At 40.5% G+C, this 18,896-nt stretch carries 22 protein-coding genes; 16 read left to right on the top strand and 6 right to left on the bottom strand.

All coding sequences use genetic code 11. The features are described 5' to 3' along the window. Nucleotides 1-76: 76 nt before the first annotated feature. The 3 genes from H5158_RS02805 to H5158_RS02795 all read left to right on the top strand — a co-directional run bounded on the left by H5158_RS02805 (nt 77) and on the right by H5158_RS02795 (nt 1,743). Nucleotides 77-397 carry an HI1450 family dsDNA-mimic protein gene (locus H5158_RS02805; protein WP_145237630.1) on the top strand — a complete coding sequence of 107 codons (321 nt, stop codon included), beginning with the start codon at nt 77-79 and terminating at the stop codon, nt 395-397. Between the two features lie 61 nt (nt 398-458). After that, nucleotides 459-1,274, top strand: a complete 816-nt coding sequence (locus H5158_RS02800) for a DUF481 domain-containing protein (RefSeq protein WP_149980906.1) — start codon at nt 459-461, stop codon at nt 1,272-1,274. 16 nt (nt 1,275-1,290) lie between these two features. Beyond that, the gene (locus tag H5158_RS02795; protein WP_182717000.1) at nt 1,291-1,743 is read left to right on the top strand and encodes a hypothetical protein; all 453 of its coding nucleotides are present in this window, start codon (nt 1,291-1,293) and stop codon (nt 1,741-1,743) included. A gap of 69 nt (nt 1,744-1,812) precedes the next feature. Here the strand turns inward: H5158_RS02795 and H5158_RS02790 are convergent, their stop codons facing one another. Together H5158_RS02790 and ygfZ are read right to left on the bottom strand one after the other, a co-directional pair. Continuing rightward, nucleotides 1,813-2,298 carry a peptidylprolyl isomerase gene (locus tag H5158_RS02790; protein ID WP_182717001.1) on the bottom strand — a complete coding sequence of 162 codons (486 nt, stop codon included), beginning with the start codon at nt 2,296-2,298 and terminating at the stop codon, nt 1,813-1,815. 12 nt (nt 2,299-2,310) lie between these two features. Further along, nucleotides 2,311-3,222, bottom strand: a complete 912-nt coding sequence (gene ygfZ, locus H5158_RS02785) for a tRNA-modifying protein YgfZ (RefSeq protein ID WP_182739412.1) — start codon at nt 3,220-3,222, stop codon at nt 2,311-2,313. A gap of 130 nt (nt 3,223-3,352) precedes the next feature. Here ygfZ and H5158_RS02780 point away from each other — a divergent pair, with 130 nt between their 5' ends. Further along, entirely contained in the window at nt 3,353-3,604 is a 252-nt protein-coding gene (locus tag H5158_RS02780) for a succinate dehydrogenase assembly factor 2 (protein WP_054205400.1), read from the top strand. Nucleotides 3,605-3,644: 40 nt separating this feature from the next. Next, nucleotides 3,645-4,016 (top strand): hypothetical protein, encoded by a 372-nt coding sequence (locus tag H5158_RS02775; RefSeq protein ID WP_310736225.1) that lies wholly within the window; start codon nt 3,645-3,647, stop codon nt 4,014-4,016. Here H5158_RS02775 and nadB read toward each other — a convergent pair. After that, nucleotides 3,976-5,601 (bottom strand): L-aspartate oxidase, encoded by a 1,626-nt coding sequence (gene nadB / locus H5158_RS02770; RefSeq protein WP_182717003.1) that lies wholly within the window; start codon nt 5,599-5,601, stop codon nt 3,976-3,978. The two genes, H5158_RS02775 and nadB, sit on opposite strands and share 41 nt — an antisense overlap. A 263-nt stretch (nt 5,602-5,864) precedes the next feature. On the opposite strand from nadB, the gene rpoE reads away from it, so the two are divergent. The 10 genes from rpoE (at nt 5,865) to pdxJ (ending at nt 14,417) form a co-directional block, all read left to right on the top strand. Beyond that, on the top strand, nt 5,865-6,446 hold the full coding sequence (gene rpoE / locus H5158_RS02765) for an RNA polymerase sigma factor RpoE (protein WP_064666393.1): 582 nt from the start codon (nt 5,865-5,867) through the stop codon (nt 6,444-6,446). Nucleotide 6,447: 1 nt separating this feature from the next. After that, entirely contained in the window at nt 6,448-7,059 is a 612-nt protein-coding gene (locus H5158_RS02760; protein ID WP_145237606.1) for a sigma-E factor negative regulatory protein, read from the top strand. Nucleotides 7,060-7,063: 4 nt separating this feature from the next. Beyond that, a complete protein-coding gene (locus H5158_RS02755; RefSeq protein WP_149980900.1) occupies nt 7,064-8,020 on the top strand; it encodes a MucB/RseB C-terminal domain-containing protein in 957 nt (318 codons plus the stop codon). A gap of 12 nt (nt 8,021-8,032) precedes the next feature. Beyond that, nucleotides 8,033-8,482, top strand: a complete 450-nt coding sequence (locus H5158_RS02750) for a SoxR reducing system RseC family protein (protein ID WP_182739411.1) — start codon at nt 8,033-8,035, stop codon at nt 8,480-8,482. 69 nt (nt 8,483-8,551) lie between these two features. Next, on the top strand, nt 8,552-10,339 hold the full coding sequence (gene lepA / locus H5158_RS02745; protein ID WP_182717004.1) for a translation elongation factor 4: 1,788 nt from the start codon (nt 8,552-8,554) through the stop codon (nt 10,337-10,339). 39 nt (nt 10,340-10,378) lie between these two features. Continuing rightward, nucleotides 10,379-11,314 (top strand): signal peptidase I, encoded by a 936-nt coding sequence (lepB, locus tag H5158_RS02740; protein WP_149980897.1) that lies wholly within the window; start codon nt 10,379-10,381, stop codon nt 11,312-11,314. A gap of 2 nt (nt 11,315-11,316) precedes the next feature. Further along, entirely contained in the window at nt 11,317-11,994 is a 678-nt protein-coding gene (gene rnc, locus H5158_RS02735) for a ribonuclease III (protein ID WP_145237595.1), read from the top strand. Next, nucleotides 11,984-12,916 (top strand): GTPase Era, encoded by a 933-nt coding sequence (era, locus tag H5158_RS02730; protein WP_145237593.1) that lies wholly within the window; start codon nt 11,984-11,986, stop codon nt 12,914-12,916. Before rnc ends, era begins: the two co-directional genes overlap by 11 nt. 17 nt (nt 12,917-12,933) lie before the next feature. After that, nucleotides 12,934-13,623 carry a DNA repair protein RecO gene (gene recO, locus H5158_RS02725; protein WP_182739410.1) on the top strand — a complete coding sequence of 230 codons (690 nt, stop codon included), beginning with the start codon at nt 12,934-12,936 and terminating at the stop codon, nt 13,621-13,623. Nucleotides 13,624-13,685: 62 nt separating this feature from the next. Continuing rightward, nucleotides 13,686-14,417, top strand: a complete 732-nt coding sequence (pdxJ, locus tag H5158_RS02720; protein ID WP_182739409.1) for a pyridoxine 5'-phosphate synthase — start codon at nt 13,686-13,688, stop codon at nt 14,415-14,417. 70 nt (nt 14,418-14,487) lie between these two features. Here the strand turns inward: pdxJ and H5158_RS02715 are convergent, their stop codons facing one another. From H5158_RS02715 to H5158_RS02705, 3 genes are all read right to left on the bottom strand, one after another. Further along, nucleotides 14,488-17,451: a TonB-dependent receptor domain-containing protein gene (locus H5158_RS02715; protein ID WP_182717006.1), complete on the bottom strand. Its 2,964-nt coding sequence runs from the start codon at nt 17,449-17,451 to the stop codon at nt 14,488-14,490. Nucleotides 17,452-17,708: 257 nt separating this feature from the next. Further along, on the bottom strand, nt 17,709-17,900 hold the full coding sequence (locus H5158_RS02710; RefSeq protein WP_149980895.1) for a hypothetical protein: 192 nt from the start codon (nt 17,898-17,900) through the stop codon (nt 17,709-17,711). Nucleotides 17,901-17,954: 54 nt separating this feature from the next. Next, nucleotides 17,955-18,128, bottom strand: coding sequence for a DUF1328 family protein (locus H5158_RS02705; RefSeq protein WP_145237585.1), 174 nt, complete (start codon nt 18,126-18,128; stop codon nt 17,955-17,957). Between the two features lie 517 nt (nt 18,129-18,645). Here H5158_RS02705 and H5158_RS02700 point away from each other — a divergent pair. Continuing rightward, nucleotides 18,646-18,891, top strand: coding sequence for an OadG family protein (locus H5158_RS02700; RefSeq protein ID WP_182731879.1), 246 nt, complete (start codon nt 18,646-18,648; stop codon nt 18,889-18,891). Nucleotides 18,892-18,896 lie beyond the last annotated feature (5 nt).

Raw genomic sequence — 18,896 nt, 5'->3', positions numbered from 1 at the left:
CCTGGCTTTTTTTTGTCAAAAATTTGCTGAGGTTTGATACTATATCTGGCATTAGCATCATGAAAGGTTTATGGCAATGACAGGACCCCGTTTATACAGTGAAGAAGAAGTAACGCATCAAGCTTACGATATCTTTTTAGAGTTAGCCCCAGATAACCTTAGTGAGCAAGATGTTGATGATTTTAACCAGCATCGTGAAGAGCTTGGCTTTATTGAAGAAGGTGAGCCTGATGACCAATGGCAAGATTTTGTCGCATTAGAAATAGAGCCAGAATTATTTATTCAGGTGTTAGTGGGACTTGAATTCGATAATCAAGATATTTTATTTGCTAAAATTTTGATTAGCCGTGATAAAGACGCGCCGTTTTGTCATATATTATGGAAAGATAGCGAATAATCTCGATGCAGTATCTTAGTGAAAACAGCCTTGTTTTAAATATCAACACAGTGAGCGAACAGTGATTAGGTTACTGCTGTTGTTGGGCTGTCTGCTTAGCTTTAGAGTCTGGGCGGTTGATCCTTTTGAAGACTTTCATGAGTATGGTCAACTCTCAGATGAAGAGATCCATAAAATCCATCAAGGCGAACTATTATACGGCGATACTGAATTTGGATTTATTGTTAGTCGCGGTAATACTAATTCGACCAGTTTTAAGTTCAAAGGTAACTTATATCAAGATCTTGAGAATTGGCGTAATCAATTCAAAATAGATAGTTTATATAAACGTGATCGTAACGACACCACTGGCAATGATGAAGTCTCGGCAAACCGTATATTTTTCTCTGCGCAGGGCAACTATAAAGTTGGGGTAAAAAATGCCTCATTCTTTATGTATGGTGATTATGAAGAAGATGAATTCAGTGGTCTTGAGTTTAAAAGCACACTTGCGGCAGGTTATGGTAATCGTTTATATCAAGGGGTAAAAAACCAAGTTGATTTTGATATAGGGCCTGGTTTATACCGCTCGGTAGCACAAGATGATGCTGAGCTTGAAGATGAGCAAGACAAAACCAAAACCGGTTATTTATTACGTTTAGCACTGCAGTGGGAGCGTACGGTCTCGACTCGAACACGTTTCAATCAAGATTTAAGTATTGAACAGTCATTGTCAGGATTGAACTCACGATTAAAGTCAGAAACATCACTGATCAGCCAACTAATGGGCGCTGTATCATTAAAGTTTACTTATTTATATCGTTATAATTCTAAGCCGGAAGACGATAAGTTAAAGTTTGATTCAGAACTAAGTGCGACATTAGTTTATAGTTTTTAATATTTTAGAGAGTGTTATGTATCAGCATAAGCAATTTGCACTGTTCATTTTTGTTATTCTAAGTTGGATTGCCAGCTTTGTTGGTTTAGCTTGGTATTTAATTGGTGCTGATATGCCGTTAATGGTATTTGCAGCGATTTTAGTGCTGGTGGGTTTTTTGTTCCATGGTTTAACCATTAAAGTTGACGACAGCCAAATTAGCTGGGGTTTTGGTCCTGGTGTGTTTGGTGATAAGTTACAGTTAGTGGATATTATTGAAGCTAAAGCGGTAGAAAACTCTTTTCGTCATGGTATTGGCTTACGTATTACCCATGATGGTTGGGTATACACAGTGTCAGGATTTAGCGCGGTACAGCTAACTTTAAAAGATGGCAGCCAATATCGCTTGGGAACTAACGACCAAGATGGTTTACTGGCAGCGTTGGCGGGTAAGATAAGTGAGCCAATAGCAGAGCCTACACCCGTTTGATTAAATTATAGATATAAAAAAAGCGCAGTAGCGCTTTTTTTATTGTCGGTTTAGTCCACTAAGTCGATATTAGTGGTCGTGACCACAGCCACCATCACCATGGACATGGCCATGCTCTAGCTCGTCTGCTGTTGCATCACGCACTTCAAGTATTTCTACATCAAAGTTTAAAGTGATGCCAGCGAGTGGATTATTACCATCAACAATTACATCGTCTTCTTGAATATCAATGATCATTACAGATTGATCGCCGTCATCTGTTGAGGCACGAAATTGCATACCAACTTCAATTTCCATGCCTTCAAACATCGACTTAGGTACTGCTTGCATCAGATCATCATGGCGTTCGCCATAACCTTGCTCTGGTGGCACAGTAACGCTGAGTGTGTCGCCCGCTTTTTTACCTTGCAGGGCATCTTCTAGGCCTTGAATTAAGTAACCGGTACCAACGATAAAGATCAGTGGCTCACCATCAAATGAGTTATCGATAGAGTTTTTGTCATTATCCATGACTGAATAATGCATTTTTACCACTTTATTTGTTGCAACGATCATAGTCACTCCTATTTATTCGTCTTCGAGAGAGTAGGGTAGAGGAAGGATTGATAGCTCTACCGTTGGGGCATGTTTTGCACGCAGTAACTGACTAGGTTCACTGTCGTTTGGCAACACAACAAGGCCAAATAAGGTTTTACTTTGTTGATTGTAGGCTTGGCTTATTAATTTGCCAGCACGACGCCAGTTTTCACCCATTTGGGTTTCAAGCTCTGGTTCAGCTAATTCTCCATCGCTGTGCCCTGATACGATATACATAGCGCGTTTATTTTTACCAAGGTATTTCATGCGGGCAACGGTTTCTTGGCCTGTGTAACAGCCTTTACGAAAGCTTACTCCACCGATAGCTTGCAGGTTAACCATTTGTGGTACGTATTCACCGAGTGCCGCTTCATTGAGCTCAGGCTCACCCGCTAAAATACTATGTTGCTGCCACAGCGCGTCGTTTTCAAGGGCGATAACCTCATCAGGCAGTGAAAATTCGTCATTAACCATCAGTAAAATGCGGTTTTTTGCTAATTTTAGTGCTTTACCATGACTAAAATCGCAAGCGCTATCTTGCTCATTAAAATGAATGTTCAACGCATTTAAGGTTGCAGCTAGATCATCACCGATTAAACCAATTAACTTGCTGGTAGCAGCGTGTATTTCAACTTTTGAAAACACCGCATACTTTTTTAATTCAGTTAAAGATTGAGCGGTTTCAACCGCTGATGCTGCTAAATAGTAACTATCTTGATAAGCAAAGAGCTTGGCTACACTCCATAATTTACCTTTGGCATTACAGTGCCCAGCCCATAAGAAGTTGGTTTGGTTGAGCTTATTAATATCTTGGGTAATTTGGCCATGAAGGTAGGCGAGTTTATCAACACCGCTAATGCGGATCAGCTGATGTGATAAAGGGCATGCGTGTACTGTTGACATAAAAACCTGCGTTACAAGAAATGTAGGCGCGTATAATACCGTAGTTAGCGCTGCTGGTATAGATGCATAAATAGCTGTTTATTCAGGTGCAATTTGTTAAACTGCTAAGCAACTTAGTACGAGGTAAAAAATGACTGAAATTCACAATAAAGCGCGTATCCGCTGGGCTTGTCGCCGCGGCATGTTAGAACTAGATGTGTTATTTATGCCATTTGTAGATGAGGCATTTGATTCGTTATCTGTACAGCAGCAAGCTGTTCTTCAACGTTTGCTTGAAGCGGATGATCCCGATCTATTTGCGTGGTTTATGGGCCATCAAGAATGTAAAGATCCTGAGCTTAAACAGATGGTACAACTGATTTTAGACCGAGTTCGTGTATAGGTTTAGGGTTACTAATAATGTTCCAGACCACAGACCTTTTGTGGTCTACTTTAGCTTGTTCGCAGTGTGTTATAGCTTATTTTTAACTAGCGTATTAGCGCAATTTATTTGTGTCGCCAGTAGTACTATTTTTGGCTATGTAAGTTGGCACTGGTATAAAAAATCCCATCCTCAGCAAGGCGTTTTTATATTAGATTCTACGCAATGTCGTTTTGAAAATAATACGCTAAAAATAAATGGCCATATCAGCAACAAAAGCCGTGTTTATCAAAGCAGTGTTTGGTTATATATTAATGGCTTTGCAAGCTCCCACTGGCTGATTATTAATGCCAGCGGGGTTGATGAACTGAGTTTTGTGCGCTTGAAACGTCTTACTTTGGCTGCTCGTCATGAGCAAGCGGAGTTAAAATAGTGGGCGTTGGATTATCATTTAACTGCGGGTAGTCAATGGTATAATGCAAGCCTCTGCTTTCTTTTCGCTCCATTGCACTGCGAATTATAAGCTCTGCTACTTGCACTAAATTACGCAGTTCAAGCAAGTTATTCGAAACGCGGAAGTTTGCATAATAATCACGAATTTCTTGCTGTAGTAATTCAACTCGGTGTAACGCACGTTCTAGGCGTTTAGTTGAACGCACAATGCCAACATAGTCCCACATAAATAGTCGTAGTTCATGCCAATTATGGGTGATCACCACTTCTTCATCTGAGTTAGTTACGCGGCTTTCATCCCACATCGGCAGCACTTTTAATGCTGGACTATGCTGTATTTTTGCTAAAATATCTTTTGCTGCGGCGTGCGCGAACACAATGCACTCTAGTAATGAATTACTGGCCATGCGATTAGCGCCATGTAGCCCCGTATAAGCGACTTCGCCTACCGCATATAAGTTATCTAGATCGGTCTTGCCGTTAAAGTCAGTCATTACTCCACCACAGGTATAATGTGCCGCAGGAACCACTGGAATTGGATCTTTAGTGATATCGAGCCCGACACTTAAGCATTTTGCATAAATGGTCGGGAAATGCTCAATAATAAAGTCTTTATCTTTATGACTGATATCTAAATACACACAGTTAGCACCTAAGCGCTTCATCTCAAAATCGATAGCGCGGGCAACAATATCGCGTGGTGCAAGCTCTTCACGCTCGTCAAAGTCTTTCATGAATCGTGTGCCGTCAGGGCGCTTTAAATAAGCACCTTCACCGCGCATCGCTTCGGTGATCAGAAAGTTTTGTAGCTCTGGGTGATATAAACTGGTCGGGTGGAATTGGTTAAATTCCATATTGGCTACTCTACAACCTGCCCGCCAAGCCATGGCGATACCATCACCACTGGATACATCAGGGTTGGATGTGTAAAGGTATACTTTACTGGCACCACCGGTTGCTAAGGCTACAAACTTAGCTGAAATTGTTTCAACTTTCTTCGCCGCTCGGTTCCACATATATACGCCATGAATATGTTTACCGTTTTGGCCTAATTTTTTATCACCAATTAAATCTATCGCGTTGTATTGTTCTAATAAGGTAATTTCTGGGTGCGCTTGTACTTGGCTTATTAGCGTTGTTTGCACTGCTCGGCCGGTGGCATCTGCAGCGTGTAAAATTCGGCGATGGCTATGGCCGCCTTCACGGGTTAAATGAAAGCGCTCTTTGCCTTTGCTATCAAACTCCATATCAAAAGGCACGCCTTGCTCGATTAGCCATTGCAAGCAGTCATGGGCATTACTTGCGGTGTATTGCACGGCGGTTTTATCACATAAACCACCACCGGCATCTAAGGTGTCTTGTACGTGAGATTCAATGCTGTCATTCTTTTTATCAAACACGGCAGCAATGCCGCCTTGTGCATAAAGTGTGGAACCTTCCGTCAATTCACCTTTGCTGATCACGGTAACTTTACAGTGATTAGCTAAAGATAATGCTAATGAGAGGCCAGCTGCGCCGCTGCCAATAATTGCGACATCCGTGATATGGTGTTTATTTTGGTTCATGTCCGTGGTCTTTGCGGTTACAATGCTCAGATACTAATGTATAAACAGTAATGAGCAAATAATAATATTATGATAGGCGTATATGTATCATATTTGGCGCGACACTATTAGTGATTTTCAACTTTCGCCAACATATTTATATGCTATTTTATAAAAAAATAATATTAAACAGAACTTTTCATTCATGCAGCAGTCAGAGTATTTGTAAACAATGGCAGGATATGAATGACAAGCAATAATCAGACAGAGGAGTACCGGCTCGAATGAGCGAGCAGGATTTGGATTTAGCGCTAGTAAAAAGGGTCCAGCAGGGCGATAAAAATGCCTTCAATCTTTTAGTAAAGAAGTATCAGAACAAAATAGCCGGTTTGATTTCACGTTATGTATCAAATCAAGGCGATATTGCTGATGTTGCTCAAGAAGCTTTTATTAAAGCATACCGCGCACTTCCAAACTTTAGAGGGGACAGTGCCTTTTATACTTGGTTATACCGTATCGCCGTTAATTGTGCTAAAAATTACTTAGTGGCTCAGGGCCGCAAACCGCCAGCAAATGATATAGATGCTGACGATGCAGAGTTTTATGATGGTGCTGATGCAATGCGTTCAAATGCATCCCCTGAGAACTTGTTATTAAGCGAAGAAGTTCGCGCAGTGATTTTTAACACCATTGATAGTTTGCCTGAAGATCTTAAAACCGCGATCACTCTACGAGAAATCGAAGGGATGAGCTATGAAGAAATAGCCGTGGTGATGGATTGCCCAGTCGGGACGGTGCGTTCGCGTATTTTCCGTGCCCGTGAAGCAATAGATAACAAATTAAACCCATTAATAGGCGAGTCTTAATATGACAAAAGCACACGTTAACAAGTTGGATAATCAGCATTTATCCGCATTACTTGACGGCGAACAATCATTAACTGATGAGGTTATTGCCCAGCAAGATGCGGCAACCTTAGGACGTTATGCGCTAATAGGTGACGTAATGCGTGCTGAGTCAGAAGATGCGTTCGTCTTTGATATAAGCGATAGTGTTGCGCAAGCGCTGGAAAGTGAGCCAGTTTATGCTGATTTCACACAATCAGCGTCACAACCTGCACCATTGGCTGCCACGGGCACCGATAACGTAGTGGCGTTTAACTGGCGCAAACCAGTTGCACAACTTGCAATTGCAGCAAGTGTTGCCATGTTTGCAATTGTTGGTGTACAAACATTGCCACAAGGTGAAAACTCACCAAGCAATGAAATTCCGATGCTACAAACAACACCTGTAACAGGAATGGCATCACCAGTTAGCTATTCGTCAGAACCCGCTTTACAAAATGCAGAGCAAGGTTTACGTGAGTTACAGCAACAGCGTATTGGCGCGTTAGTATTAGAACATCAACGCCAAGCACGAGTTGCATATTCATTAGAAAAAGCTCACACTGAGGCGCAAGCCGAAGAGGAAAAAAACTAATTAAATGAAAGTAATTACTTTTATTTTGTCGTTGGTATTAATGGCTCCAGCCTTTGCTGACGACGAAAACCCCGCAAAAGAGCTACTGCTCAAAATGGCTGACGCCGTTCATAATCGTAACTTTGACGCATCATTTGTGGTCGTTAAAGGAAAGTCAATGGAACCATATCGTTGGTTGCATGCAAAACAAGGTAATACAGAACTCGAACATTTGAGCTTACTCAATGGCGCAGGCCTTGAGATGGTTCGTATCGATGACCAAGTTACTTATTTTGAGCCACAGTCTGAGCCTTATTCAATAGATACTGATTCTATAGCAGGCCCAATCCCAGAAGTGTTATTCAAAGATGTTGAGCGCTTAAGTCAGCATTACGATTTTGTACTCGGTGGTAAAGGCCGTATTGCAGGGCGTGCTGCGCAGCTTGTGCGCATCGAATCAAAAGACGAGTATAAGTTTAATTATTGGCTGTGGCTTGATGCAGAGTCATCACTATTACTAAAATCTGCTTATGTTAATCATGCCGGTGAGATGTTAGAACAACTACAGTTAACCCATATTAGTGTAACCGAAGAGCCCGCTGCGTTATTACTTGAAATGCTTAATCGTAAATTTCCAACGCCACTACCGGCAGCGGCAATTACCAAAAATGAAGCAAATACAGGAAGTAATAATTGGCAAATAGGTTGGTTACCGGAGGGGTTTAGTTTACTAAAATCAGACCGTCATAAGCTTGATTTGAACAATGAACTGACGGATTATTATTTATACTCAGATGGTTTTGTCGAAATTTCAGTGTTCGTACAAAGACCATTACCAGGTCGCAGACCAAGCGGTGCATTGTCATCCGGTGCCACGACAGTATATGTGCATAATAGCGGTAGTTTTGATGTGTCAGTGGTGGGGAATATTCCAGCAATGACTGCAAAAGCAATTGCTGAATCGGTTGCAAGACCCTTGTAATATAAGCTGATAATGATAGAACAAACTCTTACAGTGGTGTCGATTCAAGGCGCCACTGCGCATTTAGAAGCCCAGCAAAAGCAAGCCTGTGAAGGGTGTAATGGCCGTTGTGGTTCACAAATTTTTAGTAAGCTATTTGGCACTGTTAAAAAAACCTTCCCCTATCGATTTGAAATCCCTGTTGTGGTTGGGCAAAAAGTAACCCTAGCACTGGATGATAGCCACATGGTAAAGCATGCTTTTGCAGTGTATATGTTGCCTTTGGTGTTAAGTCTGGTATTTGCGTTAGTGGCTGCTGAGGTTTTTTCTGTGCCTGAATGGTTGCAAATCATTGCCGCTATAGCTGGTGGTTTTACTGGCTTTGGCATCGCTAAAAGCCGAGTGAAAAGCCTAAAGCATGATGTTAAAGTAATAAAAATTCACCCTATTAGCCTTCCTTTAACTCAAATAGATGGTGATTGAAGCCAATTAAATGTAAAATTGCGGCTTTATACACTCAGTCCATTAAAATAGAAGTTTAGAATCCAGTTTATGAAGCATATCCGTAATTTTTCGATCATCGCCCATATTGACCACGGTAAATCGACCCTTTCAGATCGTTTGATCCAAGTTTGTGGTGGTTTAACAGACCGCGAAATGCAAAAGCAAGTATTGGATTCAATGGATATTGAGCGCGAGCGTGGTATCACCATTAAAGCGCAAAGTGTAACTCTAAATTATAAAGCCAACGATGGTGAGACTTACCAACTTAACTTTATCGACACACCTGGACACGTTGACTTTACTTATGAAGTATCGCGTTCACTAGCAGCGTGTGAAGGTGCATTATTAGTTGTTGATGCCGGTCAAGGTGTTGAAGCGCAAACTCTAGCGAATTGTTACACCGCCATCGAAATGAATTTAGAAGTAATTCCGGTATTAAATAAAATCGATTTACCACAAGCTGATCCACTACGGGTAGCCGAAGAAATTGAAGATATTATTGGTATCGATGCCCTAGATGCCGTGCAATGTAGCGCTAAAACAGGTGTGGGTATTGCCGAAGTTCTTGAAATGATTGTTAAGGACGTACCGCCACCAGAGGGTGATAAAGACAAGCCGCTACAGGCGCTTATCATCGACTCATGGTTTGACCCGTATCAAGGTGTAGTATCGCTGGTGCGTATTAAGCACGGTGAATTAAGAACGGGCGACAAGATAAAAATTATGTCGAACGAGCATATACACACTGCAGATCAGGTTGGTGTTTTTACACCAAAGCAAACCAACACCGGTATTTTAAGAACTGGTGAAGTAGGTTTTGTTATTGCGGGTATTAAAGAAATACATGGTGCGCCAGTAGGTGACACTATTACCCATCAAAAAAATGCAGCACCTGAGCGCTTACCGGGCTTTCAAAAAATTAAACCACAAGTTTATGCCGGTATGTTTCCAATTGCCTCGGATGAGTATGAATCATTCCGTGATGCGCTTAATAAACTAAGCTTAAATGATGCGTCGTTATTCTTCGAACCAGAAAATTCAACAGCACTTGGCTTTGGCTTTCGCTGTGGCTTCTTGGGCATGTTGCACATGGAAATCATTCAAGAGCGTTTAGAGCGTGAATACGATATTGACTTAATTACCACCGCACCAACGGTAATTTACGAAGTTGTAACTAAGGAAGGTACGATTCAGATTGATAACCCATCTGATTTACCTGCTGTAAATGATATTTTAGAAATTCGTGAGCCCGTTGTTGAAGCTAATATTCTTGTACCACAAGAGTATTTAGGCAGTGTTATTACGCTTTGTATTGAAAAGCGTGGTATGCAAACCAAGATGAACTATCACGGTAAACAAGTCGCAGTTACTTATGAACTGCCAATGGCTGAAGTGGTGATGGACTTTTTCGATAAGTTAAAGTCAACCAGTCGTGGCTTTGCCTCGCTTGATTATAACTTTAAGCACTTTCAAACATCAGACATGGTACGTGTTGATATTTTGATCAATGGTGAGCGTGTTGATGCACTTGCGATTATTGTTCACAGAGACAGTGCGCAATCGCGTGGTCGTCAACTAGCTGATGCATTGAAAGAGCTTATTCCTCGTCAAATGTTTGATATTGCGATTCAAGCGGCAATAGGTGCACACGTTATTGCCCGTACCACTGTTAAACAGTTACGTAAAAACGTAATCGCGAAGTGTTATGGTGGCGACGTGAGTCGTAAGAAAAAGCTACTTCAAAAGCAAAAAGATGGTAAAAAACGTATGAAGCAACTAGGTAATGTTGAAGTGCCTCAAGAAGCATTTTTAGCTATTCTTAAAGTTGGTAAGTAAGTTTTTTAACCAAATTACGTAAGATAAAGGATTTAATGCATGGCAGGTTATTTTTCAATATTTTTAGTGTTGTTAACTTTAGGCTCAGGCTTAATTTGGTTAATTGACCATTTTATGTTTGCACCAAAAAGGCAGCAACGCTTAGCTCTTGCGCAAAGTTCTGCTGGCGGCGAGCTAGATGAAGAAACTGCAGCACTAATTGCGCCAGAACCGACGATTACTGAAACGGCAAAATCAATTTTTCCGATGATTGCGGCTATTACGATTTTTAGGTCGTTTATATTCGAGCCGTTTCAAATACCATCAGGTTCAATGATGCCGACACTATTAGTTGGCGATTTTATCTTAGTACAGAAATATTCGTATGGCGTGAAAGACCCTGTTTGGCGTACTCAATTAGTTGATGTGGCAGAGCCAGAACGTGGTGATATTGTGGTATTTAAATACCCATTAGATGAAAGTATCGATTATATTAAACGTGCGATTGGTTTACCGGGTGATAAAATCGTTTACCGTGATAAGCGTTTATACATTCAGCCAAATTGCGAACAAGGACAAACACAACAAGGTGACTTATTGTGTAATGAATTTAATAAAATTGACATGGAGATCATTAATCGCGATGAATTTAAGCAAGGCTCTATGGATTTAGTTCGGTTAGATGAAAATTTGACTACGCTAAAACATAATATTTTAATTAACCCTGAAGCGCTGGAAATGAAAGGGCGTTACTATCAACAACCGGGTACACGTTCTGATGAATGGGTAGTGCCGGCTGATCATTATTTTATGATGGGTGATAACCGCGATAACAGCCAAGATAGTCGCGTATGGGGCTTTGTGCCAAAAGAAAACTTGGTGGGTAAAGCTGTCTTTATATGGATGAGTTTTGAATTTGAGAATGGCCCAGATGACATTTTACCAGGCTGGGTTCCAACTGGTGTTCGTTTTGAACGCCTAGGTAATATTCAGTAACAATGAAAAAAAATGTAACAGAGTTATATAGCAAAATAGGGTATACCTTTATTGATCAAGTATTACTTGAGCAGGCGATGACCCATCGCAGCCATAAAGGACAACACAATGAACGCTTAGAGTTTTTGGGCGATTCCATTTTAAGCTTTGTCATTGCCAATGCTTTATATAGTAAGTTCCCCAAAGCGCGTGAAGGCGATCTTAGCCGCATGCGTTCAACGCTTGTGCGTGGACAAACCTTAGCTGAATTTGGTTTAGAGTTTGGCCTAGGTGATTACTTACGCTTAGGGCCGGGTGAACTTAAAAGTGGTGGTTTTAGACGTGAATCAACTTTAGCTGATGCGGTTGAAGCAATTATTGGTGCGGTATTTTTAGATGCTGGCATTGATGTTTGTGGAGACTTGATTTTGGCGTGGTACGAATCTCGCCTTGATGCCATTTCGCCAGGTTTAAACCAAAAAGATCCTAAAACATTACTACAAGAATACTTACAAGCCCGCAAATTACCTTTGCCAGGCTATACTGTAGTAGATACTAAAGGTCAGGCACACAATCAAACGTTCACGGTTGAATGTATTGTTGAAGGTATGGATAGCATCATCTCAGTTGGCAGTTCTCGTCGTAAAGCTGAACAAAAAGCCGCTGAAAAAGCGTTGAAGATACTTAAAAATGAATCTTGATACATTGATCCAACCGCACACGCGTGATTTAGATACTTTTTGTGGCATGGTCGCTATTGTTGGCCGCCCAAACGTTGGTAAATCTACCTTGCTTAATGAAATTATTGAGCAGAAAGTAAGTATTACCTCGCGTAAACCGCAAACCACACGCCACCGTATTATGGGTATTCATACTGTAGGTAAGCACCAAGCCGTTTATGTTGATACACCAGGCCTGCATGTTGAAGAAAAGCGTGCCATTAACCGTTTAATGAACCGTGCTGCTTCAAGTTCATTAGGTGATGTTGAGCTAGTTATTTTTGTTGTTGAAGGTACTCACTGGAATGCTGACGATGAAATGGTGCTTAACAAAGTAAAGCAAAATGGCAAACCAGTATTACTTGTGATGAACAAAATTGATCAAGTAAAAGACCGTGACCTTGTGCTACCGCATATGAAGTGGTTAGGCGAAAAGTTTGATTTTGTTGGCATTATGCCAGTATCTGCGACTCAAGGTAAAAATATCAACCTGATCAAAGATGAAGTAACTAAGCGTTTACCACCGTGTGAATTTTACTTCCCTGAAGATTACGTAACAGATCGTTCAATGCGCTTTATGGCAGCCGAAGTGATCCGTGAAAAGTTGATGCGCTTTATGGGTGAGGAGCTTCCTTACTCAGTTACCGTTGAAATTGAGCAGTTTAAATGGCAAGAAAATGGCATTTGGCATATCAATGGCTTGATTTTAGTTGAGCGTGAAACGCAAAAACGTATGGTTATTGGTAATAAAGGCGAAAAGCTTAAAGTGATTGGCCGCGAAGCCCGTAAAGATCTCGAAGAAATGCTTGATAATAAAGTGTTTTTAGAACTTTGGGTGAAGGTTAAATCAGGTTGGGCTGACGACGAGAGAGCACTTCGCAGTTTAGGCTATGGTGAAGATTAATAGCCTAAGCGATATTTATGGATAGCGACTTCTACACGGCATATTTATTACACCGACGTCCTTTTAGTGACTCACAAGTAATGCTTGATATGTTAGTAGAAGGCGTTGGCCAGTTGCGCATGCTGGCGCGAATTAGCGGTCGCCAAGCAACAAAATACAAAGCTCAGTTACAACCCTTCCAAGCCTTACTGGTAAATTATACCGGTAAACACGACCTGAAATATATCCAACGATTTGAACTACATGGCACGCAATCCACACTAGTTGGGGATCAGCTTTATTGTGGGTTTTACCTCAATGAACTAACCAATCGCATTGTACCAATTAATGAACCAATTGATCATGCCTATCAATTGTATAAAACTCACCTACAACAGCTTAACCAGCCCCCTAACTTACAAGCTGTATTACGTTCTTATGAATTTCAACTATTAGAATTATTAGGCTATGGCGTTGACTTTAGTTTTGATGCCGCAGGCGATCCAATTTCGGCAGAGCAAACGTATAGTTACTTTGCTGAATACGGCTTTGTTGCCCAAGAAAATCAAGGCAGTGGCTTTTCTGGCGCGCAGTTAAATGCAATTGCAGCTCATGACTTTAGTGCGCCGGATGTGTTATATATGGCAAAACAATTAAGTCGTCATTTAATGAAGCCTTTATTAGGCAAAAAACCATTAAAAAGTCGCGAGCTGTTTATATCCAAATAGTTTGGGTATTCACCAACAATCTTAATACGGTATTTTTAACCGTTATTTTTACAGGTAAAAAAATGAAAGATATTCTTTTGGGTATAAACGTTGATCATATTGCTACCTTACGCCAAGCTCGGGGTACAAATTACCCAGATCCAGCACATGCTGCGAGTGTTGCTGAGCATGCTGGCGCTGATGGGATCACTATTCATTTACGTGAAGACCGTCGTCACATTCAAGATCGTGACGTGTATGTGATGGCTAAAACAATCCAAACACGAATGAACCTTGAAATAGCGGTTACAGATGAAATGATTGATATTGCTTTAGATGTTAAGCCAGCTTATGTTTGCTTAGTACCAGAAAAACGCGAAGAGTTGACCACCGAAGGCGGTTTAGACGTTGTTGGTAATCTAGATAAGATTAAAGCCGCGACAGCAAAATTAACTGACGCCGGTATTAAAGTATCGTTATTTATTGATGCAGACAAAGCACAACTAGATGCAGCTAAAGCCTGTAATGCCCCTTATGTTGAAATTCATACTGGCGCTTATGCGGATGCGCAAACTGATGCTGAGATACAAAAACAACTTGAGCATATTCATCAAGGCGTAAAGTATGCAGCAAGTTTGGGTTTGATAGTAAACGCCGGCCACGGTCTTCATTATCATAACGTGAAACCGATTGCTGCTATGAAAGAAATTTACGAATTAAACATTGGTCACGCAATTATAGCGCGCGCAGCCATTGATGGATTAGATAAAGCAGTACGTGACATGAAGCGACTAATGCTAGAAGCGAGAGCATAGCCATTGTAATAAATTATAAACATGCACCGCATAAAGTGCGGTGCATGTTAATGCAACTGAAAGGATTTATTTAAAATTGGACTTTAATGCCCATTTTAAATTTTCGGCCAAGTACATCATAGTTACTTGGGAATGTATTACCTGAGTTAGAGCTGGTATCGCCAGCTTCACCACCAACGACAGGTGGTTCTTTTTCAAAAATATTATCTATACCGAAATTAACTACAATGTTTTCTGTTGCGTAATAACTAGCAAATAAATCAAAGTAGTCGTAGCTGTCAATGCTTCTAAAATCTTCAAAAACATTCGGGGCTTCAATCGGCTCTACTTCAACGCCATCTATATGACGCCATTGTAATGACATTGTTAAATCTTCCCATACCCAGCTAGTACGTTGCACCCAACGAAGCTCTGATACAGGGTCACAACTGGTACTGAAGTAACCTTTACAATCGATTATTCTAGCTGTGTCTGAGCTTTGTGACTCCTGTGTTAGATATTTATTGATATTACCTGAAAATTGCAATTCGCCCATTTCGTCCATTAGTACAGCAAAGTTAAAACCAAGTTCGATACCTTCAGCACGTTGGCTTTTCAAGTTAGTGGTGAACTGTTCTATACCAGCTCCAGCAATTGTTAAATCACCACCAATTCTATTTATTTTTGCACACTCATTGGTATCGCCAAGTACATAACAAGCATCAAGAATTTCTTGAGCAGAAAAGTTGCCAATAATATTACTAATATCAATATCATAGTAATCTAATGTGATTGTAAAGTTTTCAAGCGCATCAAACTCAGGCGTCCACACAATACCTGCTGTAAATGTGTCTGCTTCTTCGGCCCCCGGAGGATTCAGAGGATCACTACCGCTAATAACTTGTACTTGCCCTGAAATAACATTTTGCACATTACCAACTTGCGCTTCAGTCATTCCAGTTGATATACAAAGCTGTTTTAATGTTTCATCAATATTACCTGCATTAGCTACTGAACACGGGTCACTTTGAGCATTATCTAATCCTGTGACTACAGGGGATGCAATCTCACCAACATTAGGTGCACGAGTAGCTTGTTGTTGCATGACGCGGACTAAAATATCGCTGACTGGACGCCAATTAAAGCCTAACTTCCAGGTTTCATTGCTACCAACTGTATCATAATCAGCCCAACGAAAACCAAACTCAACATCAAGCGTTTCAGCACCTGGTAACCCATCTAATACCGGCAAGTAGCCTTCCATAAATAACTCATCAACGGAGAAACCGCCAGAGATTGGAAGTTGATTACCGCCAGCACCACCTTGGCAGCTTGCTGGAGCAAGCTTTAAACATTCGTCAGGCTCAAATAAGCCTTTTTCTTTACGCTTTTCATAGCCAAAACTCATTGCCAGTGGTGCGCCAGCGCCCGGAATTTCAATAAAGTCGAATGAGCCATTTACACTAGCAGTGAAAACTTCTTGGCTGTATTTTTGTTGTTGCAATGCAATTGCTTGTGCATAACCTGCCATTTCTTCGGTGATTGAACCAAAACCACCAAATAAGTTTATAGGAACACAACTAGAATCACCATTTTTACAAGTAACGCCATCTGTAGTATCAAGCGCGTTTTGAATGTTAGTTAAGTTGGTGTAACCACCACGAACAGTTGTTCGGTTAGATTCACCATATTGATAGCTTGCATCATATTGCCAATCATCTAAAAAGTAACCTGTAACCCCAGTCACCATTTGAAATTGAGTGCTGTCAAATCGTTCTGTTCGAGCGCCAAGCTCTAATGTACGTCTTCTAAGTTGAACTGACAGGTAGTCAGCTTCATCAACAATACCATTGCCATTTATGTCTTGCCAATTAGATGTATCTAAACTTCCTTCACCTAAAGCAGCCGTAGCGCCATCGATCATAAATTGCCTTGCTTGATCGCCTATTAATGGATTGGCTAATGGTAAATTGAACACAGATCCAAAAGTACCAGAAGGAGCTACTTGGGTATCAACACTGGTATTAGTAAAGTTCACAGATGAATAAACTTGGTGATCATCTGTCAGGTAGTAATTACCAATAGCTGTTGCTGAATAGCGTTCAGATGGTGTTTGATAGAAGTTGTATGGGTTGAAGTTGAATACACTACACTCAGTAGCGGCTAATGTGCCATCATTTCTGAATTGGCCACTACCATTACCGCCAGCACCAACAATTGTAAATCGAGTAGGAAAAGCGGTGGTAGATCCACCACTTTCGACGGAGTTTGGACCACTACATGCATCAGGAGCTGGGATTGGCGGCTCGCCATTTAAGAATTGTTCATAGTTAGCACCCGTTTTAGTTTCAATTCCTAGCAGGCCTAATGGTCTATCACCTAATAAAATTTGATCTCGTTGTGTCCAACCTAGCGATAACACTACATTACCTTTGTCATCTTCAAGATTAGAACCCAGAGTAATACTGAAGCTGTCTTTATCACCGTCACCATCGCCAGTTTCTGAATGTTTGGCGTCAAAAACCACCCCTTGGAAATCATCTTTTAGCACTATGTTGACAGCGCCCGCTATTGCATCAGAACCATAAACGGCAGATGCTCCACCGGTAACAATATCAATTCGTTCAATTAATGCACTGGGGATGGTTGAACTATCTACGGCACCATTATAGTTATATGGGATCATACGACGGCCATTCATTAATACTAATGAGCGTTGAGCACCAAGACCGCGTAAGTTTATTGTAGCTGCACCGCCAGAACCATTATTAACGTTACTACCATCACCAGGTACTGTTGCTGGTAAGTTTCTTAATATTTGTTCAACTTCAGGTTCTTGTTGAAAACCAAGTTCTTTTTCTCCAATGGAAATGATAGGACTAGCGGAAACAGCTCCTGGTTGGCGAATACGGCTACCTGTAACAGAAATAACTTCGACGTCTTTGTCGACTTCAGTTTCTTGTGCTGTGGAAAGTGGTGAATAGATGAGTGCGGTTGAGACAACCCCTGCACTAAGTGCATATTTCACTGCAGATGAAATTCTACTTTTTAACATTGTAATCTCCCAAATATTTATAATAATTAGGCTAAATACAACAGGAAGCACATTGCAGATGCTTCCTCTTAGCTTTTTAAAGATAGTCATTAAGTTGGGACATACAAATAATTTAAAGCGTCAAAATATAAAATTTTGAAAAGTTTGAAATGTAAAACGAATGAAATACGGCAGGGTAGATAAAAAGATTGTTTTTAAACAGTAGCTTAAATAAAAAAGCGGCTTCAGAAGCCGCTTTTTAATCTTGAATATATTTATTAACAGTTAGTCTCTTTAGCGTTAACGCCTTCTTTTACTTCTTCACAGGCGTCTTCTACTTTGTTTTGTACGTCGGTAACAGCTTCATCGATGCGCTCACCGGCCTCTTCTGCATGATTGTCTTCACAACCCATGATAAAAAAACTAGCGAATAAAGCGATCACAGCGGTTTTAATAGTTGTCGATTTCATAATGTAATTCCTTGTAAAAATAATAAATGTGTTGTTATTTAAAATAAATTGTTATCACTTAGGGACATTGCCGCGCAATGCACCTGAAACGAGTGAAATAACTAACAATACAATAAAGATAAAAAAGATAATCTTAGCAATTCCTGCTGCGGCACCTGCGATACCACCAAAACCTAACACTGCAGCAATAAGTGCAATAACTAGAAATGTAATTGTCCAGCGTAACATTGTCGTCTCCTTGGTTTGTAAATTTGTTCAGAGTAAATAATGCTAGTTACATGCCATGTATTTAAATCCTTTTTTATCAATGATATAGGGGGTTATTTCATTTCTCTTCATAAATTAGGTGGGAATTATTTACAGCTTTATCTGTAACTTATACTCGACGCTCTAAAAATCAATATTTAAGTCGTTTTTTGGTAAGACCAATTTCATTTTTGAGCCATTTGTATTTAATCAAGCGGTTGTTCAGTCGTTCAGTCGGTAGGTTTTCCAGCTGCGGATAAGCTTTTACTTATAAGTTATAGCTATACTCAGTATTTTTATCATCTATATCCTATGAAATTATAGCAAAATGTAGAGTGTTAACTTTGCTGAGCATATGTTAGCTTTGTATTAATTGGTTTTACCAATTTACAAAGTGTTGGACTTGGTCTTTTTCTTTGTTATGATTGTTGCATAATTATTTAAATAAAGTGATTTTTTACCTAGCGTGGCTGGGTGGAAATAATCAGGGGGGGGCAGAATGGATATAGGTCAATTACTTGCTACTGCAGCAAACTTAATGCTCACTGGGATGGTGGGAGTTTTCGTTTTTCTTTCGTTGTTGATTGCAGCAATTACCGCTATGTCTAAATTAGCGAGCCGCTTTGAACAGCCGGTTGTAATGCCAACGCGCACACCATCGATCAAAGCACCCGGTGTACCAAGTGAACACATCGCTGCGATAAGTGCTGCCATAGCTCAGTACAAAAATAAACAAAAACTATAAGGGAT

The organism is Pseudoalteromonas sp. SR45-6 (assembly GCF_014163545.1).
In the GTDB taxonomy this organism is placed as follows: Bacteria; Pseudomonadota; Gammaproteobacteria; order Enterobacterales; family Alteromonadaceae; genus Pseudoalteromonas; species Pseudoalteromonas rhizosphaerae.
This window is presented reverse-complemented; position numbering and strand designations above follow the sequence as displayed.